This window comes from Janthinobacterium sp. 344, assembly GCF_900112025.1.
Classification (GTDB): domain Bacteria; phylum Pseudomonadota; class Gammaproteobacteria; order Burkholderiales; family Burkholderiaceae_D; genus Janthinobacterium.
Genome location: NZ_FOKL01000004.1, coordinates 144,245 through 169,801, shown reverse-complemented (window position 1 = coordinate 169,801; position 25,557 = coordinate 144,245). Strand labels below are relative to the sequence as shown.

The following is a 25,557-nucleotide window of genomic DNA, read 5'->3' as shown; positions in this document are numbered from 1 at the left end:
GCAAAAAAACCTCCGCGCCATCGCTGGTGCGGAGGTTTTTTTTAGGCGCAGTGGCGGCGCGCCCTTAGCGGGCGTTGAAGCCCATCCAGCCTTTTTCCGTCTGCCGGAAGCTCAGGGTATAGATGCGCGTCAGTTCATCGCCTTTCTTGAGCTGGCGGTTGATGATGGCGCCGTAATTGTCCAGCACGAGCTGGTCGGCCCATTGCAGCAGGTTTTCGAAGCGCTCGGCCGTCATCGCCGCCTGGCGCGCCAGCAGCGGCGCGGGGATGGCCTTCTTTTCCTGCTCCTGCGCCCAAAAGTCGCGGAAGGCCTTGTTTTCGCCGCCCATGCCGCGCGCCATCAGGCCCAGTCCCATGCTCATGCCGACGGAACTGTCCGTCCTGGCCTGGGCTTCGAGCTTGTCGACCATGTCGGACAGCAACTCCAGGTAGCCCACCCTGGCGCGCAGGATGGCCGAGCCCTTGATTTCATACTGTTCGTTTTCTTTCCAGCCATTCAGCTTTTCCAGCTTGGCGATGTCAAAGTAATCCTTGTACAGGTCATAGCTTTGGATAGACGTGCGGAAATAGTCTTCGTAGGTGGACTGGGACGGCGTATCTTTCATGCAGCCGCTCAAGACAGTGCAGGCCAGCAGGAGGCAAGTCCAGGAAATTTTTTTGAAAGAAAGCATGGCGGTGGGGACGAGTGGGGAAAGCGGATATAAGTTGCTCTATGGACATAATTATAGGACTGGCTAATCAGGATGGCAACGCCGCCGCTGCATCCGGTCCGCCAGCCCGGGGAAAGATTGCCAAATTCTTGAGGGTGCGCCACCCCGCCGCCCCTCAGGCGCGATATCATGGCAGGCTTGCGGTAGCGGCGGGCGGCCCCGTGCCTGCCTCCCTGCCGCCACCCCGAATCGCGCTTGCCGGCTATGGTGTAAACTTAAAACATGCAGACTTACTTCTTTCTCGTCGCCGCCCTGTTATATGCGGCGTGTGCGGTGCTTCCCCCGTCGCGGCCCCAGCTCATTGCCGGGCTGACAGGCGTCGCCTGGCTGGCGCATGCCGCCACCCTGTGGTTCGACCTGATGGCGCCGGGCACCTTGCGTTTCGGCTTTTCCGCCATGCTGTCGGCCGCGCTGTGGGTGTCCGTGGGCGCCTACTGGATAGAGAACCGCAATTTCAGCCTCGATGGCTTGCGCCGCATGGTCATGCCCAGCGCCGTCATCGCCATCGCCCTGGCCTGGGCCTTTCCCGGCAGCCAGGTCAGCATGGAGGGCAAGTCGGCCGTGTTCGGCTGGCATATCGCCGTGGCCGTGCTTGCCTATAGCACCCTGACGATTGCCGCCTTCCACGCCGTGCTGATGGCGCTGCAGGAATCGCGCCTGCACACGCGCAGCGAAAGCCGCGGCTTCATCGGCAGCGCGCTCGATCAGTTGCCGGCCCTGTTGACGATGGAAAAATTGTTGTTCCGCATGATCGGCCTGGGCTTCATCTTGCTCAGCCTGACCGTGCTGTCGGGCATCGTCTTTTCGGAGCAGCTGTTTGGCAAGGCGCTGAACTGGGATCACAAGTCGGTGTTTACCATGCTGTCGTGGCTGCTGTTCGCCGCCTTGCTGGCGGGCCGCCGTTTTCGCGGCTGGCGCGGCAAGACGGCGCTGAGCTTCACCCTGGCCGGTTTCGCCACCTTGCTGCTGGCCTATGTCGGCAGCCGTTTTGTACTGGAAGTGGTTTTACACCGAGGATTCGCATGACACGTGTTTTATTCTGGCTGGCGCTGGTGTTTCTGGTGCTGTTTGCTATCCGCAGCAAGATCCGTGGCATGCAGCAGCGTGCCCGTGAGCAGCAGCGGCCCAACCCGTTTACGCCGCCAGGCCGGCCGCAGCAATTGCCTGATGCCGAACTGATGCTGTGCTGCGCCCACTGCGGCGTGTACTATCCGGCGTCCGAAAACGTGCAGGCCAAGGGCCACGATTATTGCAGCCACGCCCACGCCACGCTGTAATCGCGTGGGCGCCGGTGCGCCGCATTGCTCATCCGTATCGTAACGTCCCCTTTTGCCCGTCAGGCGTAGCATCGGCAGGAAGCGGCCCCGGTCGCCATTGCAGAAAGGCCCGCCGCATGCCTGACTCCCTCTCCCGTTCGCCAGGCCTGGCCGCCGCCGGCATGCCGCCAGCGCCGCAACTGATCGGCAACTCGGCCGCCATGCAGGCGCTGCGCGCGCAGATCGGCCGCATTGCCGGCAGCGGCGCGCCGGTGGCCATCCGTGGCGAATCGGGCAGCGGCAAGGAACTGGCGGCGCGCGCCATCCATGCGCAGGGCGCGCGTGCGGGCCTTCCATTTGTTGCCGTCAATTGCGGCGCCATTCCCGACGCGCTGATGGAGGCGGAATTCTTCGGTTGCCGCCAGGGCGCGTACACGGGTGCGCTGCATGAGCGCCAGGGCTTGTTCCAGGCGGCGCACGGCGGCAGCCTGCTGCTCGATGAAGTGGACGACTTGCCGCTGGCCATGCAAGTAAAGCTCTTGCGCGCCTTGCAGGAACGCCGCGTGCGCAAGCTGGGCGGCAGCCGGGACGAGGCCGTCGACGTGCGCATCCTGTGCGCCAGCCAGCACGGCCTGGCGCGTGGCGTGGCGGCCGGCACGTTTCGCCGCGATTTATATTACCGGCTCAATGTGATCGAACTGGCCGTGCCGCCGCTGCGTGAACGGCTGGACGATCTGCAGGTATTATGTGAGGCGATCCTGGCGCGCTTGGCGCCACGGCAAAGCGTGCGGCTGGCGCCGTGCGTGCTGGCGGCGCTGGCCGCGCATGCGTTTCCCGGGAATGTGCGCGAGCTGGAAAACATGCTGGAGCGGGCGCTGGCCTTTGCCGACGATGGCGTGATCGCTCCCGATGGTCTGGGCTTGCCGTCACCGGCGGGCGCAGCGGCCAGGGCCAGCATCACGCCCTTGCGGCTGGCGCCGGTGCTGCCGGAACGGCAACTGTCGCTGCCCGGCATGGCGCCGCGCAACATGGCGCCCGTGTTGCCGCTGGCATTGTATTTGTGTCAGGCGGAGCGGGAAATGATCACGCTGGCCCTGGTGCGGGAACGCTATCACCGCGCACGGGCGGCGCAGCTGCTGGGCATCAGCGTGCGCCAGTTACGTTACAGGATGCACAAATTGACGATACAGGAGCCTCGCTTTGATGACGGCATGGAAGATCGATGACGATGGCTGGTGCGATGGCGCCGTGCGCTACGACTCGCCCTATTTTGATGCCCGCCCGGAAGGGGAGCAGATCGACTTGCTGGTGATCCATAACATCAGCTTGCCTGGCGGCCACTTCGGCGGGCCGCATGTGTCGGACTTGTTTACCGGCCGGGTAGATTATAATGCCGATCCTTCTTTTGCCGACCTGCGTGGTTTGCAGGTCTCGGCGCACTTTTTTGTGCGGCGTGATGGTGCGCTGTTGCAATATGTTTCGGCTGACCAGCGCGCCTGGCATGCCGGCACGTCCTCGTTTGAGGGACGCCCGCAGTGCAATGGCTATTCCATCGGTATCGAAATGGAAGGCTCGGACTTTGTCCCTTTCCAGGCACGGCAATACCATGTGCTGGCGGCCCTGACGGCGGCGCTGGTGGCGCGCTACGGGCTGGCGCATGTGCGTGGCCACGAGCACGTCGCGCCGGGCAGGAAGACGGATCCGGGGCCGTTTTTTGACTGGCATTTCTATCAAGAATGCTGGCAGGAAACCCAGCGGGAATGGCCGGCGTTAGCGCTTACTACGCGGGCATTGGGCTTCCCGTCGGTACCCTGAAAAGTCAACCGAAATCGTAGAAGAAAGTACAAAAAATTACGCCGCCCGATGCCGGAAAACTATTGCATCCCATTTCGATGGGCACTACAATTAGTGAAGAAATTGGATTAAAAGACTATATCTAGTGCCACCTCAGACGTTTTCAGAATTATTGTCCAAGCCACCCTGCTTGCTGTCATGGCAATCGGAACTGGCGGTTCACCACCCTTGATCGTGTTTCGCGCCAGCCGGGCAGTGCGGTGTGGCGATATGGATTCTGACCCTGTTCGTGCATTATGAATTTACTATTTAGCAACATTATTACCTGAAGAAACCCTGAGCATCGGGCGTTCTATTCAACCACACACGCGGCAGCAAAACTGCAGGCTGACTTTAGCTGACAACGGGAGCTTCAATGCAATCACCTCAAGATATTTCCATCCATCCAACGCCAGTATCGCCAGCGCCCGGCGCGGCCAATAGCGTGGCGAGTACGGGCGCGGCCTTGGGCGACTATCGCATCATCCGCCGCAACGGTGCGGTGGTGGCATTTGAGCCTTCGAAGATCGCCATCGCCATGACCAAGGCGTTTTTGGCCGTGAACGGCGGCCAGGGCGCCGCCTCGGCCCGCATCCGCGAACTGGTGGAACAATTGACGGACGGCGTCGTGGCCGCGCTGGTGCGCCGCCACCCGGGCGGCGGCACCTTCCATATCGAAGATGTGCAAGACCAGGTGGAACTGTCGCTGATGCGTTCGGGCGAGCACGACGTGGCGCGTGCCTACGTGCTGTACCGCGCCAAGCACATGGAAGAGCGCCGCCTGCAGAAGGAAGCGCAAGGCGCCTCCGCGCAAGTGACCGCGCCCCAGCTGAACGTTACCGACAACGGCGTGCGCCGCCTGCTGGACATGCAGGAAGTGCGCGACCTGATCAACGCTGCCTGCGCCGGCCTGGAAAAGCACGTCGATGCCGACGCCATCCTGGCCGAAACCGTGAAAAACCTGTACGACGGCGTGCCGGTGGAAGAACTGCACAAGTCGGCCATCCTGGCGGCGCGCGCGCTGATGGAAAAAGACCCGGCCTACAGCCAGGTCACGGCCCGCATCCTGCTGCACACGGTGCGCAAGGAAGTGTTCGGCAAGGAAGTGCCGCAAGCGGCCGCTGCCGCCGAATACCTGACGTATTTCCCGCAATACATCGCCAAGGGTATCGCCGCCGAGCTGCTGAACCCGGTACTCGCCAGCTTCGACCTGGAACGCCTGGCCAAAGCCATCGTGGCCGACCGCGACTTGCAATTCGGCTACATCGGCCTGCAAACCCTGTATGACCGCTACTTCCTGCACATCCAGGACGTGCGCATCGAAATGCCGCAGGCGTTCTACATGCGCGTGGCCATGGGCCTGGCGCTGAACGAAGCGGACCGCGAAGCGCGCGCCATCGAGTTCTACAGCCTGCTGTCCTCGTTCGACTTCATGAGCTCGACCCCGACCCTGTTCAACTCGGGCACCCTGCGCTCGCAGCTGTCGTCGTGCTACCTGAGCACCGTCTCGGATGACCTGGAAGGCATCTACGACGCCATCAAGGACAATGCGCTGCTGGCCAAGTTCGCTGGCGGCCTGGGCAACGACTGGACGCCAGTGCGCGCCCTGGGCGCCCACATCAAGGGCACCAACGGCAAGTCGCAAGGCGTGGTGCCGTTCCTGAAAGTGGTCAACGACACGGCCGTGGCAGTCAACCAGGGCGGCAAGCGCAAGGGCGCCGTCTGCGCCTACCTGGAAACCTGGCACATGGACATCGAGGAATTCCTCGACCTGCGCAAGAACACGGGCGACGACCGCCGCCGCACGCACGACATGAACACGGCGAACTGGATTCCCGACATGTTCATGAAGCGCGTCATGGAAAAAGGCGAATGGACCCTGTTCTCGCCATCGGACACGCCAGATTTGCACGACAAGGTCGGCAAGGCCTTTGAACAGGCTTACGTGGGCTACGAAGCCAAGGCCGCCGCCGGCGAAATCCGCGTCTTCAAGAAGATCGCGGCGCTGGACCTGTGGCGCAAGATGCTGTCGATGCTGTTTGAAACGGGCCACCCATGGATCACCTTCAAGGACCCTTGCAACATCCGCAGCCCGCAGTCGCACGTCGGTGTCGTCCACAGCTCGAACCTGTGCACGGAAATCACCCTGAACACCAGCAGCGATGAAATCGCCGTCTGCAACCTCGGTTCCGTGAACATGCCGGCGCACATGAAGGAAGGCAAGCTCGATCACGTCAAGCTGGCCAAGACCGTGCGCACCGCCATGCGCATGCTCGACAACGTCATCGACATCAACTACTACGCCGTCGACAAGGCGCGCAATTCGAACATGCGCCACCGTCCGGTCGGCATGGGTATCATGGGCTTCCAGGACTGCCTGCACATGATGCGCATCCCGTTCGCCTCGGACGCCGCCGTGTCGTTCGCCGACACCTCGATGGAAGCCGTGTGCTACTACGCCTACCTGGCGTCGACGGAACTGGCCGAAGAGCGCGGCCGCTATGAATCGTACGCCGGTTCGCTGTGGGACCGCGGCATCCTGCCGCAGGATTCGGTCAAACTGCTGGCCGAAGAGCGCGGCGGCTACCTGGAAGTCGATTCCTCGTCGGCCATGGACTGGACCCCGGTGCGCGAACGCATCGCCAAGTTCGGCATGCGCAACTCGAACTGCGTGGCGATCGCCCCGACGGCGACGATTTCGAACATCATCGGTGTGTCGGCCTGCATCGAGCCGACGTTCCAGAACCTGTACGTGAAATCGAACCTGTCGGGCGAATTCACCGAGATCAACGGCTACCTGGTGCGCGACCTGAAGGCGCGCGACCTGTGGGATGAAGTCATGATCTCCGACCTGAAGTACTTCGACGGCAGTCTGGTGAAGATCGACCGCATCCCGCAAGACCTGCGCGATATCTACGCCACCGCCTTTGAAGTGTCGCCAAGCTGGCTGGTGGAAGCGGCTTCGCGTCGCCAGAAGTGGATCGACCAGGCCCAGTCGCTGAACATCTACATGGCTGGCGCCTCGGGCAAGAAGCTGGACGAGACCTACAAGCTGGCATGGCTGCGTGGCCTGAAAACCACCTACTACCTGCGTACCATCGCCGCTACCCACATGGAGAAATCGACCTCCAAGACGGGCGCCCTGAACGCCGTGGCAGTCGATGGCGGCATGTCGGCCAGCGCGCACAGCGCAGCGGCAGCCGCCGCGGTGGCAGCCGCTCCGGCGGTGGCGCCGGTAGTGGCAGCGGCGGCGGATGACGCCGATGGCGAAGCCTGCTACCTGCGTCCAGGCGACGATGGCTTTGAAGAATGCGAAGCCTGCCAGTAAGATTTTAGTTGTCAGCCCGGCACGGCCGGGTTGATTCAGTGTTGTTAATGTCTGTATTGCCCGATACAACGGGCCTGTTGCAGACGCCGGTGAACCGGCATGGAAAGGAAGAAGATTATGTCGTTGTCTTGGGATGATGAAACCACGTCGGCAGCTGTGCCGCGTCCGGCGCAGCAAGCGCCACTGGGAAATACCGATTTGAACCTGCCGGCAGGTGCCGAGCCGTCCGAAGCGAACGCCGAGCAAGTCGCGCGCCGCGTGAATGCCGACGACAAGCGCATCATCAACGGCAAGACGGACGTCAACCAGCTGGTGCCGTTCAAGTACAAGTGGGCGTGGGACAAATACCTGGCCGGCTGCGCCAACCACTGGATGCCGCAGGAAGTGAACATGCAGCGCGATATCGAGCTGTGGAAGAACCCGAACGGCCTGACGGACGACGAGCGCCGCCTGGTGAAGCGCAACCTGGGCTTCTTCGTGACAGCCGATTCGCTGGCCGCCAACAACATCGTGCTGGGCACTTACCGCCACATCACGGCGCCCGAGTGCCGCCAGTACCTGCTGCGCCAGGCGTTCGAGGAAGCGATCCATACGCACGCCTACCAGTACATCGTGGAATCGCTGGGCCTGGACGAAGGCGAGATCTTCAACGCCTACAACGAAGTCAAGTCGATCCGCGACAAGGATGAATTCCTGATCCCGTTCATCAACACCCTGACCGACCCGGCGTTTGTCACCGGCACGGTGGAAAACGATCAGAAGCTGCTCAAATCCCTGATCGTCTTCGCCTGCCTGATGGAAGGCCTGTTCTTCTACGTCGGCTTCACGCAGATCCTGGCGCTGGGCCGCCAGAACAAGATGATGGGCGCGGCCGAGCAGTACCAGTACATCCTGCGCGACGAATCGATGCACTGCAACTTCGGCATCGACTTGATCAACACGATCAAGATGGAAAATCCGCAGCTGTGGACGGCCGCCTTCCGCGAAGAGATCAAGGATCTGTTCATGAAGGCCGTGGAGCTGGAATACGCGTACGCCGAAGACACCATGCCGCGCGGCGTGCTGGGTCTGAACGCGCCGATGTTCAAGGGCTATCTGCGCTTCATCGCCAACCGCCGCGCGCAGCAGATCGGCATCGAGCCGCTGTTCGCCCAGGAAGAAAATCCGTTCCCGTGGATGAGCGAGATGATCGACATGAAGAAGGAACGTAACTTCTTCGAGACGCGCGTGACGGAATACCAGACCGGCGGTGCGCTGAACTGGGAATAAGTCTTCGCTCCTCAACGCCAAAAGCGCCGTCATCGTGACGGCGCTTTTTTTTCGTGCCTGGCGCAGAAAATACCGCCGCCGGAGGCCGCGAAAAAACGCCGCCGGCACGGCGCGAAAATGCGCCCGCACCGGGCGCCGCGAAGTGGCGCGCGCCAGTTTTTTTGCAGGCCATGTGCGGCCGCATCGCCGGCCGAAAATATCGTTTCCGGACACGCTGGCGGCGGCATTTGGCGCGCGATTGTGCGATAGCGCGCGTATCGTGCAAAAAAGCCCGCGAAAACGTGTCGTGCCGGTTGCGCATTGACAAGGTTTTCGTGTACTTTATGAGATTGCAAATGCGAGCGTTAGAATGCGGGGTTTTTTAACCAGCGCGGTAACGAAAAAACCTCGCAAAACAGGGATACAGATTTACACGGATATGCACAAAACCACACCGTTTTCGTCTGCCGCCGTGCCCGAATTTTTTCAGGCATGGCGGTTTTTTTTTTTACGCTTAGGTGTTGTAGCGAGCGCGATGCGAGGAGCGAAAAAACGCACGGCATCGAAAACGAATGACCGAATTCAGACTTTGCCACCAGCTGCGAGATAAAGCAGGGTGGCACCGACGATGGCTGAAGTGCTGCAAACGTGAGGAGTTGCAGCAGTTCAGCTGGTGCCGAATTCATTAGCGCAAACGACCGTTTGTGCCGATGAATAATTCGCCTGGCCTATCCCTGTGGTGGGTCGGACGGGTTTAAATCTTGTAGCTTAAATTTCTCATCTCAGATGAAGGAGAGACAAATGGCAACAGCCGCTAAGAAATCAGAAGTAAAGAAACCAGCCGCCAAGGCTGCTCCTGCCGCGAAGAAGCCGGCAGCCGCAGCGAAGACGGCTGCCGCTAAACCAGCTGCCAAAGCCGCAGCGAAACCAGCAGCAAAACCAGTCGCCAAAGCCGCAGCCAAGCCTGCAGCAAAAGTGGCTGCCAAGCCAGTCGCGAAAGCCGCAGCAAAACCAGCGGCCAAGCCGGCAGCGAAAGCCGCAGCAAAACCTGCCGCCAAGGCAGCAGCCAAGCCTGTCGCGAAAAAAGCCGCAGCCAAACCAGCCGCCAAGCCAGCAGCAAAAGCCGCGGCAAAACCAGCCGCCAAGGCAGCAGCCAAGCCAGCAGTGAAAAAAGCCGCAGCGAAACCTGTAGCCAAGGCAGCAGCCAAGCCGGCCGCCAAGGCAGCAGCCAAGCCAGTCGCGAAAAAAGCCGCAGCCAAACCAGCTGCCAAGCCGGCCGCCAAAGCCGCAGCGAAGCCAGCAGCAAAAGCTGTCGCCAAGCCTGCAGTGAAAAAAGCCGCAGCGAAACCTGCAGCCAAGGCAGCAGCGAAACCGGCCGCCAAAGCGGCCGCCAAGCCAGCAGCGAAAAAAGTCGTCGCCAAGGCGGCAGCCAAGGCGGCAGCCAAGCCGGCAGCCAAGGCAGCAAGCAAGCCAGCAGCAAAAGCGGCAGCGAAGCCAGCGGCAAAAGCGGCAGCCAAGCCAGCGGCCAAGGTCGCAGCGAAGCCAGCCGCCAAGCCAGCAACCAAGGCTGCAGCCAAGCCAGCGGCCAAGGTAGCGGCGAAGCCGGCAGCCAAGGCGGCAACGAAGGCTGCTGCCAAACCAGCAGCCAAGGTGGCAGCGAAGCCGGCAGCAAAAGCGGCAGCCAAACCAGCGGCCAAGGTCGCAGCGAAGCCAGCCGCCAAAGCAGCAGCGAAACCTGCCGCCAAGGTAGCAGCAAAACCGGCAGCCAAGCCTGCGGCCAAGGTGGCAGCGAAGCCGGCAGCAAAAGTGGCAGCCAAGCCAGCCGCCAAACCGGCAGCGAAAGCCGCAGCGAAACCTGCCGCCAAGCCAGCCGCAGCGCCAGCCGTGGCAGCAGCACCGGCCGCCGCCGCACCGGCAGCGGCAGCTCCAGCGGCACCAGCCGCCGTGGCCGCCAAGCCAGCCGCCAAGAAGGCCGCGCCTAAAAAAGCCGCGCCGAAGAAGGCAGCTCCTGTCGCCAAGCCATCGGCGCCTATCGCACCTGTAGCAAAAACCGTGTTGGCACCGGCCGCAGCCTGGCCATTCCCAACCAGCACCCGCCCATCGTAATTCTTACGATACGGATGCCTGGATGAGGCAACACGCCGCTGTGTGACTCAATCACACAGCGGTTTTTTTTTGGAGAATTAGTCGTGCTGATCGTTATTCTTACATTGATCGTTGATACCATCGCCACCTTGCTGGGCGGCGTGCTGCTGCTGCGCTTCTGGATGCAGGCAGTGCGCGTGCGGCCGCCTTCGTCCGTGGCGCAATTCACCTTTCAATTGTCCGACTGGCTGGTGCGCCCGTTGCGCCGCGTGGTACCTGGCGTGGGCGGGTATGACTGGGCCAGCCTGATTGGCGCGTTCCTGATCGTCTTGCTGGCCAGTACCGTCTTGCTGATTTCCGGCTATCCCTTCGAGGCCGTGCTGCTCAAATCGCTGCAGCGCTTCCTGCAATGGATACTCTACGGTTTCATGGCCTTGCTGATCATTGAAGCCATCTTCAGCTGGGTCAACCCGCATGCGCCGCTGGCGCCGTTCGTGCGGGCCCTGAACGAGCCGCTGCTGCGTCCGATACGCAAGGTCGTGCCGCTGGTCGGCAGCCTGGATTTATCGCTGCTGGTGGCGCTGATCCTGCTGCAGATCGCGCAAGTGCTGGTGGGGATGATTTTTGTGCTGCGGTAACGCGGGAGGGCGGCGTACGCCGCCATCCCCACGTGCCATGCCAGCGATGGTGTCGGATCAGGCGCGACTTCAGCGCGCTAATCCGACCTAGGGCTTGAACAAGCTTATCTATTAATAGCGGTAGCCGAACGCCGCTTCGAACTGCTCGGCGATGCTCTCCGGCGTAAACACATGGTTTTGCGCGCCTTGGGTGGCGATCTTGATGGCGCCCAGCAGGCTGGCCAGGCGGCCGCTGGTTTCCCAGCCCAGGTCGTTGGTGATGCCGAACAGCAAACCGGCACGGTAGGCGTCGCCGCAGCCGGTCGGGTCCAGCACTTCCTTGGCGGCCACGACAGGAATGTCGATGCGCTTGCCGTCCGTATAAATTTCCGAACCCTTTTCGCCGCGCGTGATGATCAGCGCTTCCAGGCGGCTGGCCATGTCCGCCAGGGTCAGTCCGGTGCGTTCCATCAACATTTCGATTTCATAGTCGTTGGCGGACACGTACGTGGCCTTGTTGATGAAGTCGATCAACTGGGCGCCATCAAAACGTGGCAATTGCTGGCCCGGGTCGAACATGAAGGGAATGCCCAGCTCGGCCAGGTCGGCGGCGTGCTTGAGCATGCCCAGGTCGCCGTCCGGCGAAATGATGGCCACCTTGGCCGGGCCCGCATTGGCGATCGGATTTTCATGCGCGAAGGCCATGGCGCCCGGGTGGAAGGCGTTGATCTGGTTATTGTCCGCATCGGCCGTGACGAAGCACTGCGCGTTGTAGCTGTCGGCCTTGATCAGGATGTTGGCGGTGGAAATGCCCAGCTTTTGCAGGCGCTCCAGGTAGGCGGCGCTGTCTTGCCCCATGACGCCGACGATGCGCGGGTCGCCGCCCAGCATTTTCAGGCTGTACGCAATGTTGCCCGAGCAGCCGCCGAACTCCGTGCGCATGGTCGGCACGAGGAAGGACACGTTTACTTTGTGCAACTGGTCGGCCAGCAGCGATTCGCCGAAGCGGCCGGGAAATTGCATGATGGTGTCGGTGGCGAGCGAACCGCAGATCAACGAAGTTTTGGTCATGATAGTGTCAGTTAAGGATAAAAGATGGCGATATGGTAGCCAGACGCCGTGAGCTGGTCTAATGCGAAATACAGTTTGATGGTTTGTTCCGAGCGCGGGGCAAAACCCTGGCTGACGCCGATACTGGCGGGCAGGTAGTCGCGCGGCGCGATGACGCGGCGCAGCACGGGTTTGTCATTCGCGTCATTGAGGGTCAGTTCGATGCTGGGCCAGGCTTGCACGCTGCGGCTCTGGTTGCGCAGCAGCGAGACATACGAGAAGGTCTGTTCCTTCAAGGTCTGCAATTCGCCCTGCTCGATGGACAGCGCCTCGATCTGCGCCGGCAAGTCCACCTGGCAGCCGCTCACGGCGCACAGCGCCACCAGGGCCGGCTTCCACTGCGGAAACTGCGCCGCCAGCGGATTGCGGAAGGTGGTCATCACTTGCAGCAGCAATATCAGCAGCAGGGCGACGGAGCCGAGGGCCATGGCCACGCGCAGGGCCTTGCCGCTCTGCTCGCGGCGCCGGCCCCGGGTGACGAAGGCCGGTTCCTCGTCAGCGGCTGGCACGCGCGTCGTCTCGTGATCCTCGGCCGGTTCAGGCGTCACGGCGGCGGGCAGCGGTGCGAAGGAATGGTCGGCCAGGGTCGGTTCCTGGCGCGCAGGCGTCGCGGCAGCGGCTGCGGCGGAGACAGGCTTGTCCAGGCTGACCTTTTCGGCGGCGGGGACGGGTAACGGGGGCGCGGCGGCGGCCTCCAGGCTCGGCTCGCGGCGGCTGTCGCGCAAATACGTGGCGAAGGCGGGCGCGTCATCGGCCTGGCGGCGCCTGAAGGGCGCCATCGGCCGGGGCAGCGGCGCATCAGGCTGCTCGGCCACTGTGTCTGTCGGTGTTTCCTCGGGGAGTACGCGCGGCGCGGCGACAGGCGCATCGTCCGGCGCCTCGGCGGGCAGGCTGACGTCGAGGTCCAGTTCGATGGGCTCGCCATCGTCGGCGTCGTCCTTGAGCTGCGCCGCTTCCGGCAGGATGCCGAACGGGTCGAACGAGGTGTCGAAGTCGAGGGAATAAATGGGTTCGTCGTCCGTGGCGGACGGCAGGCTGTTGTCGGCCGGATAACTGGTTGAGGGCGGGGCGGCAGTGCCGGGAGCGGAGCTTAAAAACGGCGATGCCGCAGCTGGATCGACCAGTGCGGCATTGCCGTCAAAGACTTCCCTGCACGTGCCACAGCGCACGATGCCCCCACGTAACTTCAACTGGTCAACAGCGACCCGAAATATCGTGTTGCAATGGGGGCATTTGGTGGCGAGGGCCATTGCTGTGCTTATGCACCTTCCGCGCGGGGCGCAGGGGCTTGCGTGGCGCCCAGGCGGCCATGCAGCGCCACCCAGCCGTCTTGCTCGGCCCAGACACCCAGCTGGATGAATGGTGCGTAGGCGGCGGCCACTTCTTCCGCCTGGCGTGCCAGCACGCCGGACAGGATCAGCGCGCCACCGTCGGCGACTCTGCCCGACAGCATCGGCGCCATCAGCTTCAATGGGCTCGACAGGATGTTGGCGACGACGATGTCAAACTTGGCCGTGGCGTGTGCCGAGGTGGCAAACGTGTCTGGCAAGAAATATTCGATCTCGCACTGGTTGCGCTCGGCATTGTCGCGCGCCGATTCGATCGCCTGCGGGTCGATGTCGACGCCGGCCACCGTGTGCGCACCGAGCTTCTTGGCCACCATGGCCAGGATGCCGGAACCGCAACCGTAGTCGAGCACGGTCTTGCCGGGCGCGGGATGCGCTTCCAGCCATTCCATGCACAGACGCGTGGTCGGGTGGCTGCCCGTGCCGAAGGCCAGGCCCGGGTCCAGTTCCAGGATCAGGCCGCTTGGGTCCGGTGCCTCGTGCCAGCTGGGCACGACCCAGATATTCTTGCCGATGTGAATCGGCGCGAATTGCGACTGGGTCAGGCGTACCCAATCCTGCTCTTCCACGGGACGCACGGTAAACGCCGGCGCGTCGGCCATGCCGACCGCGTGCGCGGCGGCGGCCACGATGGCGGCCTGGTCAGCGTCGACGTCGGTCAGCGCCACCACGCGGCTGCGTTCCCACGCCGCTTCCTTCGGTTCCATGCCGGGTTCGCCAAACAGGGGCTGCTCGGCATCGGTGCCTTCGTCGGCGTCTTCCACCGACACCGACAGGGCGCCCGCTTCCATCAGCGCGTCGGACATGGCCTCGGCGTTGTCACGGGCGATTTCGATGACGATTTCAGTCCAGCTCATGCGCCCGCCTTGATTTCGGATTTCTTGGCGATGCTGGGGCTGCCGCTATTGAGGTTCTTGCCCAGGTCCGGCATGTCGGCCAGTTTCTGTTCCAGGTAGTGAATATTCGTGCCGCCTTCGATGAAGCGCGCGTCGATCATCAGTTCGCGGTGCAGGGCGATGTTGGTGTTGATGCCTTCGACCACCATTTCGGACAGGGCGATCTGCATGCGGCGGATCGCCTGTTCGCGCGTGGCGCCGTAAGCGATCACTTTGCCGATCATCGAGTCGTAGTGCGGCGGCACATAGTAGCCGGCGTAGGCGTGCGAGTCGACGCGGATGCCTGGACCGCCTGGCGCATGCCAGGAAACGATCTTGCCTGGCGATGGCGTGAACTTGAACGGATCTTCGGCATTGATGCGGCACTCGACGGCGTGGCCCGACAGCAAGACGTCGCGCTGGCGGAAACGCAGTTTTTCGCCGGCGGCGATGCGGATCTGTTCTTGCACGATATCGATGCCGGTGATCATCTCGGTGACGGGATGCTCCACTTGCACACGGGTATTCATTTCAATGAAATAGAACTCGCCGTTTTCATACAGGAATTCGAAGGTGCCGGCGCCGCGGTAGCCGATCTTGCGGCACGCTTCGGCGCAGCGATCGCCGATTTTCTCGATGAGTTTGCGCGGGATGCCCGGCGCTGGCGCCTCTTCGATCACTTTCTGGTGGCGGCGCTGCATGGAGCAGTCGCGCTCGCCCAGCCAGACGGCGTTCTTGTGTTCGTCGGCGAGGATCTGGATTTCCACGTGGCGCGGATTTTCCAGGTACTTCTCCATATACACTTCAGGGTTGCCGAAGGCCGTGCCGGCTTCCGTCTTGGTCATCGCCACGGCGTTGATCAGGGCCGCTTCCGTGTGCACCACGCGCATGCCGCGTCCGCCACCGCCACCGGTGGCCTTGATGATGACCGGGTAGCCGATCTTGCGGGCAATTTGCACGATGGCTTTCGGATCGTCGGGCAAGGCGCCTTCCGAGCCGGGTACGCACGGTACGCCAGCCTTGATCATGGTTTGCTTGGCCGACACTTTGTCGCCCATCAAACGGATCGATTCGGAGCGGGGGCCGATGAAGACGAAGCCCGATTTCTCGACGCGTTCGGCAAAGTCGGCATTTTCCGACAGGAAGCCATAGCCTGGGTGAATCGCTTGCGCGTCCGTCACTTCAGCGGCGCTGATGATGGCGGGCATGTTCAGATAGCTCAGGGCGGACTGTGCCGGCCCGATACAAACGGATTCGTCGGCCAGCTTGACGTATTTCGCGTCCTTGTCGGCTTCGGAGTGGACTACAACCGTTTTAATGCCCATTTCGCGGCAGGCGCGCTGAATACGGAGGGCAATTTCACCACGGTTGGCAATCAGGATTTTTTCAAACATGGTAGGTTCGCGTATGTCTGTGAGAGCCGGCGAGCCGGCGAAACAACAAGTGTGAGGGGCTAAAACTGCAAACGGCCGTTGCCGGCCGTGTGGACTGGGTTTTAGCCGATCACAAACAAGGGTTGACCGAATTCGACCGGTTGGCCGTTTTCGACCAGGATCTGGGTCACGACGCCGGCTTTATCGGAGTCGATTTCATTCAGGAGCTTCATCGCTTCGATGATGCACAGGGTATCACCTTCCTTGACGGTCGAGCCCACTTCAACATAGGCGGCGCTGCCAGGGGCGGAGGAGCGGTAGAAGGTGCCGACCATCGGCGACTTGACCACATAGCCGGTTGGCTCGGCGGCCACCACGACGGCGGCGGCAGCCGGTGCCGGCGCGGCCGCTGGCGCGGCTGGCTGGTATTGGGCGGGCATGCCTTGCGGCTGCATCATGACCATCTGGTTTTGCGGCATGGCCGACGATTTGACGATGCGAACCTTGCTTTCGCCTTCGGTAACTTCCAGCTCTGCGATATCCGATTCGGCGACCAGGTCGATCAAGGTCTTGAGTTTTCGTAGATCCATGTAAAACCCCTAGGAATGTAGTTTGTTTTATGAGTGATGCGGTGATGTCCAAGAACCTATCGCCGCGCTAAATGCGTGCAGATCGCGTAGATTAACGTTTTTTAAGCGCAAAGTCGATGGCAAACCGATATCCATCGATACCTAGCCCGCAGATCGTCCCCTGCGCGATCGCGCTGAGAAATGAGTGATGTCGAAACGTTTCGCGTTGATAAATATTCGAGATATGCACTTCCACAAACGGGATGGCGACCCCGGCCAGCGCATCGCGCAAGGCGACGCTGGTATGGGTCAGGCCGCCCGGATTGATGACAATGGCATCGATCCCTTCCGCTCGCGCGGCATGGATGCGGTCGATCAGCGCGCCTTCATGGTTGCTTTGAAAGCAGACCAGGTCGGCACCGGCCGCCATGGCTTGCGCCATCGCTGCCTGTTCGATATCGGCCAAGGTGCTGGCGCCGTAGACCTCAGGCTCGCGCGTCCCCAGCAAATTCAGGTTGGGGCCGTTGAGCAGAAGGAGGTTTTTTGCCATGTATGGAAGACCGTTTTAGCGAAAGTTCCGCATTTTGCCGCCAAAGATACGCATTGGCAAGAGAAAAAAGCACGCTCCGAATTTACAAATTGTCCAGATCGGCGCGCAACTGATCAAATTTCAAGCGCCCCAGATAGGTCTTTTTGACTTCGCCATCGGCGCCGATCAGCACCGTAAAGGGCAAACCGCCCGTGGCATTGCCAAAATGGCGCGACAGGTCGGTGCCGCTCATGCCGGACACGTACACCGGATAGGCGATCTTGAACTTGCTGGCAAACGTGGCAATATTGCTGGCCGAATCGATGCCGATGCCGATCACCTGCAGGTTTTTTGCCGCGTAGTGGCCTTGCACTTCGGACAGCTCCGGCATTTCTTCCACGCAGGGCGGGCACCACGGCGCCCAGAAATTCACCAGCAAGTTTTTGCCTTTCCATTGTGACAAGGCTTGCGTGGCGCCTGCCGCGTCGGGCAGCGACAGCGCATACAGTTCATTGACGGGACCCGTCGCGCCAGGCGCGATGGTGGTCGTCAGCGGCCCTGCTTTTTCCTTCTCCTTGTGCATGCCCACATATGCACCCATGCCGCCAAACATCAGGGCAACGACGGCGCAGGCGATCCAGTTCTTTTTTGTCATGGTTCTCTAATCTATCTTCTATCTATATCAGTGGTCAGGATGATCCGCTTGCCGTGCGGCCAGGCTGGCGGCGAGCAGGCCGCGCAGCCCCGCGATGTCGGTGCGCAGCACCTTCCCGTCCCTGGGCTTCAGCGCGCCGCGCATGTCGTCGAGCGCATACATGGCCGCGTGCACGCCTTCGTTTTTCCACAGGAAACTGGCGGTCTCGACCGCATCATAACGCGCTCCCTTGAAATGCGGGCTTTCCGACATGTCGAGCAGCACATTTTTATTCAGCAGGAAGATGTGGATATCCTTGGCGCTCTCGGCAAACAGCTGCAGATAGATCTCGTCGTGCGGGCCGGCCGTGCCATTGAGCACGGGGCCGCTGAGCAGGGGATGGAATTGTTGCAACGCTTCCATCACCTGCAGCGCAATCGTGCGCAGCTGAAACAGGCGCGCCGGCTGGCTGTCGGCCAGGAACAGGGCGTTATATTGGCGCACCTGCTCCTCGATCAGGTCGTTGTCGGGCAGTACATTGGGCCGGCCGGGCGCATCGCCCAGCACCTGCCGCGCCGCCTTGCGCTTGGCGCTGGCATAGTCGGCGCCGTCCTGCGCCACCAGGCGCGCGGCAGCGGCGGCAATTTCCAGGCGCAGCAGCGCGCTATCGTCAAATGCATCAGTCGTCATGACCGAGATGATACTCCGAAGCGGAAAAAGCCATGGCGTCGGGTAAAATCTCACACTTGCTGTTTTTTATCCCGGCGTATTACTGGCTTAACCGTTACTTAACCGCGTTCACCGCGCACCTTTCGCACTGATCACATGCATATTCATATCCTCGGCATTTGCGGTACCTTCATGGGCGGCCTGGCCGTCTTGGCCAAGGAAGCCGGCCATAAAGTCACCGGCTGCGATGCCAACGTCTATCCGCCGATGAGCACCCAGCTGGAATCGCAGGGAATCGAACTGATCCAGGGCTTCGACCCCGAACAAACGAGGCTGAATCCGGATTTGTATGTGATTGGCAATGTGGTATCGCGTGGCAACCCGCTGGTGGAAGAGATTCTCAACCGTAGCCTGCCGTATGTATCCGGCCCGCAGTGGATCGGCGAACATATATTACGCAACAAGTGGGTGCTGGCCGTGGCCGGCACGCATGGCAAGACGACCACCTCCGCCATGCTGGCGTGGATACTCGAAGACGCGGGCTATGCGCCGGGCTTCCTGATCGGCGGCGTGCCGATGAACTTTGGCATTTCCGCCCGCCTCAGCGGCAAGATCGACGGCAAGAGCGCCGATTCGGACTTCTTCGTCATCGAAGCCGATGAATACGATACGGCCTTCTTCGACAAGCGCAGCAAATTCGTGCATTACCATGCGAAGACGGCCGTCATGAACAACCTGGAATATGATCACGCCGACATCTTCCCCGATCTGCATGCGATCGAAACGCAATTCCACCACCTGGTGCGCACCGTGCCCGGCATTGGCCGCCTCGTCTTCAATGGCGACGAAGCGTCGTTGCAGCGGGTGCTGGCGCGCGGTTGCTGGAGCGAAAAGGAAAGTTTCGGCCACGATGCCAACTGGCAACTACAAGAACAGGCCGACGGCAGCTTCGACGTGTTCTTCAATGGCCGGCAGGAAGGCCACGTGGCGTGGGCCCTGACCGGCAAGCACAACCGCAGCAATGCGCTGGCCGCCATCGCCGCCGCCCGCCACGTGGGCGTGCCGATTGGCCAGGCGTGCGCCTCGCTGGCCACGTTCGAGAGCGTCAAGCGTCGCATGGAAGTGCGCGGCGTCGTCAACAATATTACCGTGTACGATGATTTCGCCCACCACCCGACGGCGATTGCCACCACCGTGGGCGGCTTGCGGCAAAAAGTTGGCGGCAGCGCCCGCATCCTGGCCGTGCTGGAGCCGCGCTCGAACACCATGAAGCTGGGCGCCATGAAAGATGCGCTGCCAGGCAGCCTGAAGGATGCGGACCTGGTCTTCGGCTTCGGCAGCCAGCAAGCGCTGGGCTGGAGCCTGGGCGACGCGCTGGCGCCGCTGGGCAAGATCGCCAGCGCCTATGAAGATATCGATGCCTTGGTGGCGGCCGTGGTGGCAAGCGCCCGTCCCGGCGACCAGATCGTCGTCATGAGCAATGGCGGCTTTGGCGGCGTGCACCAGAAGTTGCTGGAGGCGCTAGGCCGATGATTCTGTACCTGCATGGATTCCGCTCGTCGCCGCTGTCGATGAAGTCGCGCCTGCTGGCCGCACAGATGCAGGCGCTGGGCCGCGAGGCAGAGTGGCTGTGCCCGCAATTGCCGGCGTCGCCCAAGCTGGCCATCGAGTTGGCCCTGTCGCTGGTCAAGGACGTGGCGCCGGCCGACCTGACGATCATCGGCTCCTCGCTGGGCGGCTATTACGCCACCTGGCTGGCCGAACGGCTCGGCTGCCGCGCCGTGCTGCTCAATCCCGCCATCGTGCCCCTGATCGACCTGGAGCAGCATGTGGGCGTGACGACCGAGTTCCATTCGGACAAGCCCTTCGAGTTCAAGCGCGCGTATATCGATGAGCTGCGCGCATTTGCCGTAGAGAAAATTACTGAGCCGCAACGGTACTTCCTGATCGCCGCCACCGGCGATGAAGTGCTCGACTACCGCGACATGCTGGCGCATTATCCAGGGACGCGCCAGATCGTCATCGAGGGCAGCGATCACGGCATCAGCGAATTTGCCGATTACGTGGCGCCGGCGCTGGCCTTTTGCGGCGTCGACGTGGAAAACGGCCGGTGAGGCCGGGTTCGCTGCGCCAGGCGCAATGGCATGGCCACGTGAATGCCGTCAATGCACCGCCCGCCTTGCGCCACTGGCTGACGGGGGGCGGTTCGCTGACGGCCAAGCTGAAAGCGCATAGCCAGGCATTCCGCGTGCAATGTTTGCATCAGGAAACGGCGCGTTGCCTCAGCGATGAAGCGGCCAGCATCGGCCTGCACCGCGCGGGCCGGGTCTGGGAACGTGAAGTGCTGTTGCGGTGTGATAATAAGCCTGCCGTGTTTGGCCACACGGTCGTGCCGATGCAGGCGACGGCCACTGACTGGCCCCTGTTTTCCGCGCTGGGCGAGCGCTCGCTGGGCACGACCCTGTTCGGCGACCGCATGGTGCGGCGTGGCGCACTCGAATTTGCCCGTTTGCGCGCCGGCCATCCGCTGGTGCGGCGGGCGCAGGCGGCGCTGGCCCTGGAAGGGGCGCGCTGTGACGCCAAGTCGCTGTTTTTTGCCCGGCGCTGCCTGTATCAGCGTCACCAGGGTTTGCTGCTGGTAACGGAAGTATTTTTGCCGGCGGTGTTTGAGCTGAGTGTCATGCCTCGCACCGTTGCAACCGACACATTAATAAACAAAGCATAACAATGAATCTATTTTTTGAAGAATCCGGCGATTTCAAGGTCGGCACGGTCCTGTCGCAAGCGGGTGAGGCCTACCAGGTCGAAATGGCCAGCGGCAAGCGCACCAAGGTCAAGACCAAGGACGTGCTGCTGCAGTACGAAAAGCCGGCCCCGGCCGAGATGCTGGAACAGGCCAAGGCCGTTGCCGCAGAGATCGACCTCGATTTCCTGTGGGAAGTGGCGGGCGAAGACGAGTTCGGCTTTGCCGAGCTGGGCGCCGAGTACTTCGGCCATGCCCCCTTGCCACCGGAAGCGGCCGGCCTGATCCTGGCCCTGCATTCGGCGCCCGTGTATTTCTACAAGAAGGGCCGTGGCCGCTACAAGGCGGCGCCGGAAGCGTCGCTGAAGGCGGCATTGGCCGGCATCGAAAAGAAAAAACAGCAGGCGCTGGTGCAGGCAAGCTATGTGGAAGAACTGAAGCAGAACCGCTTGCCCGCGTCGATGCAGCCCATGGTGCTGCAACTGCTGTTCAAGCCGGACAAGAACACCATCGAATACAAGGCGCTGGAAGCGGCGTGCACGGAATTGCACACGACCCCGGCCCGTCTGATGCTGGCCGTCGGTGGCATTGCTTCGCCGAAAGACTTGCACCTGTCGAAATTCCTCTTCGAGAATTTCCCGAAAGGCGCCGGTTTCCCCAACGTGCCCGTGCCGTCCGTCACGGCCAAGCTGCCGCTGGCCGACGTGGCCGCCTTCTCCATCGACGACGTGACCACGACCGAGATCGACGATGCCTTCTCCGTGCAGCCGTTGCCGGACGGCACGGTCAAGGTCGGCATCCACATCGCCGCGCCGGGCCTGGGCATCCGCCCGGAAGACGTGATCGACAAGATGGCGCGCCAGCGCATGTCCACCGTCTACATGCCGGGCGACAAGATCACCATGCTGCCGGACGAAATCGTCAATGCGTTTACCCTGGCGGAAGGCACGACGTGCCCGGCCCTGTCGCTGTACGCCACGCTGGACCCGAAAGCGGAGTGGGCCGTCGTCAGCACGCACACCGTGGCCGAACTGGTGCCCATCGCCAGCAACTTGCGCCACAACCAGCTCGACGACCTGGTCAACGAGGAAACGCTGGCCAGCGGCGAGGGAGACTATCCACACAAGGCCGACTTCGCCATCCTGTGGCAATGGGCGCAGCAGCTGGAACAGGGCCGCATGAAGAAGCGCGAAGCGTTTGGCCTGAAGCCGGAACAGAATAACCGCGTCGATTTCAACTTCTATGTGGAAAACGACATCGTCACCGTGGCGCGCCGCAAGCGTGGCGCGCCGCTGGACAAGATCGTCGCCGAACTGATGATTTTTGCCAACAGTACCTGGGGCAAGATGCTGCACGACCATGGCGTGCCGGGCATCTACCGCAGCCAGGGCGGCGGCACGGGCAATAGCTGGGCGGCAAAGATGCAGGTGCGCATGGTCACTCATGCGGCGCCGCACCAGGGCCTGGGCGTGGATCAGTACGCATGGAGCACCTCGCCCTTGCGCCGGTATACCGATCTGGTGAACCAGTGGCAAATCATCGCCTGCGCCGAGCATGGCGTGACGGCGCCGCTGGTGGCACCCTTCAAGCCGCGCGATGCGAACCTGTTCGCCATCGTCTCGGCGTTCGACGCCGCGTATGCCGCGTATGGTGATTTCCAGTCGAACATGGAACGCTACTGGTGCTTGCGCTGGCTGCACCAGGAAAACGCGCGCCAGGTCGATGCCGTCGTGCTCAAAGACGAAATCCTGCGCCTGGTCGACATTCCGCTGGTCATCAAGCTGCCAGGCATGCCGTCGGTGGCGCGCGGCGCCCAGGTCAAACTGGACTTGCTGCGCTGGGATGAAGTCGACCTGAGCATCGAAGCGCGCCTGCTGGAAATCGCCGCCGTGCCGGACGCGGCGGCCGATGCCGAACTCGACTACGAGGAAGAGGCGGGCGACGACGGCGCCGACGACGGTGACGCCGCGCCGGACGCCTCGCCGGAGGCGGCCAACCAGGTCAGCGACGCCGACGCGGAAGTGGCGGAACTGGCCAGCGAAGACGTGGTCAGCGAGCCCGAGGTCAAATAAGGCGCAGCCAACGCTGCGGGGCGGTGCTGAAATCTGTTGCCGGCACCGCCCTTTGACGTAGAATTCAGCCATCTTGTATGGTGTGTTTGTTGCGAACTGGGTTGCGCGTGAAGTCTTTCCGAGAGAATCGTTTCCTGATGATTGCCGTGGCGGCATCGCTGCTGGCGCACGGCGCCTTGCTGGCGATGCACTTTGTCGCCCCGGCGCCGCAACGGGCCGTCGCCACCGATCCCGGACTGGAAGTCATCCTGGTCAATGCCAAGCATGCCAACAAGCCGCTGAAGGCGGACGCATTGGCGCAAGCCAGCCTGGACGGTGGTGGCCAGGCCGACAAGGGCCGCGCCAAGTCACCCTTGCCCGACATGCGCAAGGTGGAAGAGGGCGAGAGCGTCAAGGCCAGCGCCCGGCGCATCGCCGAGCTGGAACAGAAGCAGCAGGAGTTGCTGACGCAGGCGGCCAGGCCCACGCCCTACAGCGCCGCGCCCGTCACGGAAAAAGACAAACCCAATCCCCTGGCCAGCGGTTCGGACCTGATGGAAAGCAGCAAGGCCATCGCCCGCATGGCGGCCGAGATCAGCCAGACCGTGGAAGACCAGAACAAGCGTCCGCGCAAGACCTTCATTACCCCCAGCACGCAGGAGGTCGGCTATGCCATGTACTACAAGACCCTGCAAAAGCGCATCGAGGAAATCGGCACCCTGAATTTCCCGCAAAAGAATGGCCGCAAGATGTATGGCGAGCTGGTCGTGTACATCCCGATCTTCCAGGATGGCACGATTTACCAGAAGGAAGGCGGCGCCCGCGTCGAGCGCAGTTCGGGCAATCCGGCGCTGGACGCGGCCGCCCTGGCCATCGTGCGCCGTGCCGCACCGTTCGGCCGTTTCCCGCCGAATATGTTGTCGAGCGATAAGGATGACCTGTGGGTCGTCATCACCCGCTTCAAATTTACCCGCGAAGAAAAAATGGAAGCTAACCTGACTGGCGGCAGCAATTGAGCAAAAACGATATGAATCCTGATCAATATTGCGTCTTCGGCAACCCCATCGCCCACAGCAAGTCGCCCCTGATCCACGCCGCCTTCGCCTTGCAGACAGGCGAGCCCATCGAGTACGCGCGCCGGCTGGCGCCGCTCGATGGTTTTGCGCTGGCGGCGCGCAGCTTTGCCGCCGAAGGAGGCAAGGGCGCGAATGTGACGGTACCGTTCAAGCTCGACGCCTGCGCCCTGGCCACGCAGCTGACGCCGCGCGCCAAAGCGGCCGGCGCCGTGAACACCCTGCGCTTCGAGGGCGACGCCATTCTTGGCGACAATACCGATGGCGCGGGACTGGTGGCCGATATCGTGCGCAACGCGGGCGTGGCCATCGCCGGCAAGCGTATCCTGCTGCTGGGCGCGGGCGGCGCCGCGCGCGGCGTGATCCTGCCCTTGCTGGAGCAGGGGCCGCAGGAACTGTTCATTGCCAACCGCACCGTCACCACGGCCGAGGCCCTGGTGGCGCAGTTCGCCGATGCCTTGAAGCATCCTGAGCAGCTGCGCGCCGGCGGTTTCGAGCAGCCCGAAGGGCCATTTGATATTGTCATCAACGCCACTTCGGCCAGCCTGGCGGGCGACTTGCCGCCCGTGCCCGTCACGATCTTCGGCAGCCAGACCCTGGCGCTGGACATGATGTATGGCGCGCAGCCCACCGTCTTCATGGACTTTGCCGCCCAGCATGGCGCGCAGGTGCGCGACGGCCTCGGCATGCTGGTGGAGCAGGCGGCCGAAGCGTTTTACGTGTGGCGCGGCGTGCGGCCGCAGACGCAGGACTTGCTGGCGCAGCTGCGCGGTGCCCTGTGAGCGCCGGCAAGAAGGGCAATCGCAAGGGGGGCGGCAGCCGCTACGGCTGGATCAAGTGGCTGTTCATCGTGCCCGTGCTGGCGTTTATCGTCGTGCAACTGTATTTCTTCCTGCAAATCTGGTGGTGGGTCGACCACAATCCGTCCAGCACGGCTTTCATGCGCGAACAGCTGTCGGTCTTGCAGGAGAAAAACCCGAACGCGACGATCCAGCAGACGTGGGTACCGTACAACCGCATTTCGAACAATTTAAAGCGCGCCATCATCGCGTCGGAAGACGCGAATTTTTCCGAGCATGAAGGGGTGGACTGGGATGCCCTGCAAAAGGCGTATGAAAAAAACAGCAAGAAGCAGAAGGTCGTGGCCGGTGGTTCCACCATCACGCAGCAGCTGGCGAAGAATCTGTTCCTGTCCGGTTCGCGCAGCTATGTGCGCAAGGGCCAGGAACTGATCATCACCTACATGCTGGAAAGCCTGATGGACAAGCAGCGCATTTTCGAGATCTACCTGAACGTGGTCGAGTTTGGCACGGGCATCTTCGGCGCCGAGGCGGCGGCGCGCCATTATTATCATGTGAGCGCGGCCAGCCTGAGCGCGGCGCAGGCGGCGAAGCTGGCCGTGATGCTGCCGAATCCCCGCTTTTACGACCGCCACCGCGACACGGGCTACCTGAACCGGCGCACAGGCGTGATCCTGCGGCGCATGGGAGCGGCTGAATTGCCCTGACG

Annotated in this window: 24 protein-coding genes; 15 read left to right on the top strand and 9 right to left on the bottom strand. The window is 62.2% G+C overall.

Features of this window, described 5'->3' with window-relative positions; genetic code table 11:
* Positions 1 to 64: 64 nt before the first annotated feature.
* The gene (locus BM193_RS13100) at positions 65 to 604 is read right to left on the bottom strand and encodes a hypothetical protein (protein WP_092796392.1); all 540 of its coding nucleotides are present in this window, start codon (positions 602 to 604) and stop codon (positions 65 to 67) included.
* Between the two features lie 327 nt (positions 605 to 931).
* On the opposite strand from BM193_RS13100, the gene ccsA reads away from it, so the two are divergent.
* From ccsA to BM193_RS13060, 8 genes are all read left to right on the top strand, one after another.
* Positions 932 to 1,735: a cytochrome C assembly family protein gene (gene ccsA / locus BM193_RS13095; protein ID WP_092796389.1), complete on the top strand. Its 804-nt coding sequence runs from the start codon at positions 932 to 934 to the stop codon at positions 1,733 to 1,735.
* The gene (locus BM193_RS13090) at positions 1,732 to 1,986 is read left to right on the top strand and encodes a PP0621 family protein (protein WP_092796387.1); all 255 of its coding nucleotides are present in this window, start codon (positions 1,732 to 1,734) and stop codon (positions 1,984 to 1,986) included. Before ccsA ends, BM193_RS13090 begins: the two co-directional genes overlap by 4 nt.
* Positions 1,987 to 2,102: 116 nt before the next feature.
* On the top strand, positions 2,103 to 3,191 hold the full coding sequence (locus BM193_RS13085) for a sigma-54 interaction domain-containing protein (protein WP_092796385.1): 1,089 nt from the start codon (positions 2,103 to 2,105) through the stop codon (positions 3,189 to 3,191).
* A complete protein-coding gene (gene ampD, locus BM193_RS13080; RefSeq protein ID WP_092796383.1) occupies positions 3,169 to 3,780 on the top strand; it encodes a 1,6-anhydro-N-acetylmuramyl-L-alanine amidase AmpD in 612 nt (203 codons plus the stop codon). The genes BM193_RS13085 and ampD overlap by 23 nt, the downstream gene beginning before the upstream one ends.
* Positions 3,781 to 4,174: 394 nt before the next feature.
* Positions 4,175 to 7,126, top strand: coding sequence for a ribonucleoside-diphosphate reductase subunit alpha (locus BM193_RS13075; protein ID WP_092796381.1), 2,952 nt, complete (start codon positions 4,175 to 4,177; stop codon positions 7,124 to 7,126).
* A gap of 117 nt (positions 7,127 to 7,243) precedes the next feature.
* Entirely contained in the window at positions 7,244 to 8,395 is a 1,152-nt protein-coding gene (locus BM193_RS13070; protein WP_070218582.1) for a ribonucleotide-diphosphate reductase subunit beta, read from the top strand.
* 780 nt (positions 8,396 to 9,175) lie between these two features.
* A complete protein-coding gene (locus BM193_RS13065) occupies positions 9,176 to 10,480 on the top strand; it encodes a transcriptional regulator (RefSeq protein WP_092796379.1) in 1,305 nt (434 codons plus the stop codon).
* Between the two features lie 83 nt (positions 10,481 to 10,563).
* The gene (locus tag BM193_RS13060) at positions 10,564 to 11,097 is read left to right on the top strand and encodes a YggT family protein (protein ID WP_254786107.1); all 534 of its coding nucleotides are present in this window, start codon (positions 10,564 to 10,566) and stop codon (positions 11,095 to 11,097) included.
* A 111-nt stretch (positions 11,098 to 11,208) separates the two neighbouring features.
* Here the strand turns inward: BM193_RS13060 and BM193_RS13055 are convergent, their stop codons facing one another.
* The 8 genes from BM193_RS13055 to BM193_RS13020 form a co-directional block, all read right to left on the bottom strand.
* Positions 11,209 to 12,147: a carbohydrate kinase family protein gene (locus tag BM193_RS13055; protein ID WP_092796375.1), complete on the bottom strand. Its 939-nt coding sequence runs from the start codon at positions 12,145 to 12,147 to the stop codon at positions 11,209 to 11,211.
* A gap of 11 nt (positions 12,148 to 12,158) precedes the next feature.
* Positions 12,159 to 13,436, bottom strand: a complete 1,278-nt coding sequence (locus BM193_RS13050; RefSeq protein WP_092796372.1) for a zinc-ribbon and DUF3426 domain-containing protein — start codon at positions 13,434 to 13,436, stop codon at positions 12,159 to 12,161.
* Between the two features lie 8 nt (positions 13,437 to 13,444).
* On the bottom strand, positions 13,445 to 14,389 hold the full coding sequence (gene prmA / locus BM193_RS13045; protein WP_092796370.1) for a 50S ribosomal protein L11 methyltransferase: 945 nt from the start codon (positions 14,387 to 14,389) through the stop codon (positions 13,445 to 13,447).
* On the bottom strand, positions 14,386 to 15,801 hold the full coding sequence (gene accC, locus BM193_RS13040) for an acetyl-CoA carboxylase biotin carboxylase subunit (RefSeq protein ID WP_092796368.1): 1,416 nt from the start codon (positions 15,799 to 15,801) through the stop codon (positions 14,386 to 14,388). The genes prmA and accC overlap by 4 nt, the downstream gene beginning before the upstream one ends.
* A 101-nt stretch (positions 15,802 to 15,902) precedes the next feature.
* Positions 15,903 to 16,370 (bottom strand): acetyl-CoA carboxylase biotin carboxyl carrier protein, encoded by a 468-nt coding sequence (accB, locus tag BM193_RS13035; RefSeq protein ID WP_092796365.1) that lies wholly within the window; start codon positions 16,368 to 16,370, stop codon positions 15,903 to 15,905.
* A 91-nt stretch (positions 16,371 to 16,461) separates the two neighbouring features.
* On the bottom strand, positions 16,462 to 16,899 hold the full coding sequence (gene aroQ / locus BM193_RS13030; protein WP_034746628.1) for a type II 3-dehydroquinate dehydratase: 438 nt from the start codon (positions 16,897 to 16,899) through the stop codon (positions 16,462 to 16,464).
* 82 nt (positions 16,900 to 16,981) lie between these two features.
* Positions 16,982 to 17,533 (bottom strand): TlpA family protein disulfide reductase, encoded by a 552-nt coding sequence (locus BM193_RS13025; protein ID WP_092796363.1) that lies wholly within the window; start codon positions 17,531 to 17,533, stop codon positions 16,982 to 16,984.
* A gap of 27 nt (positions 17,534 to 17,560) precedes the next feature.
* Positions 17,561 to 18,202, bottom strand: coding sequence for a hypothetical protein (locus BM193_RS13020; RefSeq protein ID WP_092796361.1), 642 nt, complete (start codon positions 18,200 to 18,202; stop codon positions 17,561 to 17,563).
* A 135-nt stretch (positions 18,203 to 18,337) separates the two neighbouring features.
* Here BM193_RS13020 and mpl point away from each other — a divergent pair, with 135 nt between their 5' ends.
* The 7 genes from mpl (at position 18,338) to mtgA (ending at position 25,555) form a co-directional block, all read left to right on the top strand.
* Positions 18,338 to 19,714, top strand: coding sequence for a UDP-N-acetylmuramate:L-alanyl-gamma-D-glutamyl-meso-diaminopimelate ligase (gene mpl / locus BM193_RS13015; RefSeq protein ID WP_092796358.1), 1,377 nt, complete (start codon positions 18,338 to 18,340; stop codon positions 19,712 to 19,714).
* A complete protein-coding gene (locus BM193_RS13010; RefSeq protein WP_092796356.1) occupies positions 19,711 to 20,295 on the top strand; it encodes a YqiA/YcfP family alpha/beta fold hydrolase in 585 nt (194 codons plus the stop codon). Before mpl ends, BM193_RS13010 begins: the two co-directional genes overlap by 4 nt.
* Positions 20,292 to 20,906, top strand: coding sequence for a chorismate--pyruvate lyase family protein (locus tag BM193_RS13005; RefSeq protein ID WP_092796354.1), 615 nt, complete (start codon positions 20,292 to 20,294; stop codon positions 20,904 to 20,906). Before BM193_RS13010 ends, BM193_RS13005 begins: the two co-directional genes overlap by 4 nt.
* Positions 20,907 to 20,908: 2 nt before the next feature.
* Entirely contained in the window at positions 20,909 to 22,996 is a 2,088-nt protein-coding gene (locus BM193_RS13000) for a ribonuclease catalytic domain-containing protein (RefSeq protein WP_092796352.1), read from the top strand.
* A 137-nt stretch (positions 22,997 to 23,133) separates the two neighbouring features.
* A complete protein-coding gene (locus BM193_RS12995; RefSeq protein ID WP_092796350.1) occupies positions 23,134 to 23,991 on the top strand; it encodes an energy transducer TonB family protein in 858 nt (285 codons plus the stop codon).
* An 11-nt stretch (positions 23,992 to 24,002) separates the two neighbouring features.
* Positions 24,003 to 24,830 (top strand): shikimate dehydrogenase, encoded by an 828-nt coding sequence (gene aroE, locus BM193_RS12990; protein WP_092797138.1) that lies wholly within the window; start codon positions 24,003 to 24,005, stop codon positions 24,828 to 24,830.
* Positions 24,827 to 25,555, top strand: coding sequence for a monofunctional biosynthetic peptidoglycan transglycosylase (gene mtgA, locus BM193_RS12985; RefSeq protein ID WP_092796348.1), 729 nt, complete (start codon positions 24,827 to 24,829; stop codon positions 25,553 to 25,555). The genes aroE and mtgA overlap by 4 nt, the downstream gene beginning before the upstream one ends.
* The last annotated feature ends 2 nt before the right edge of the window (positions 25,556 to 25,557 follow it).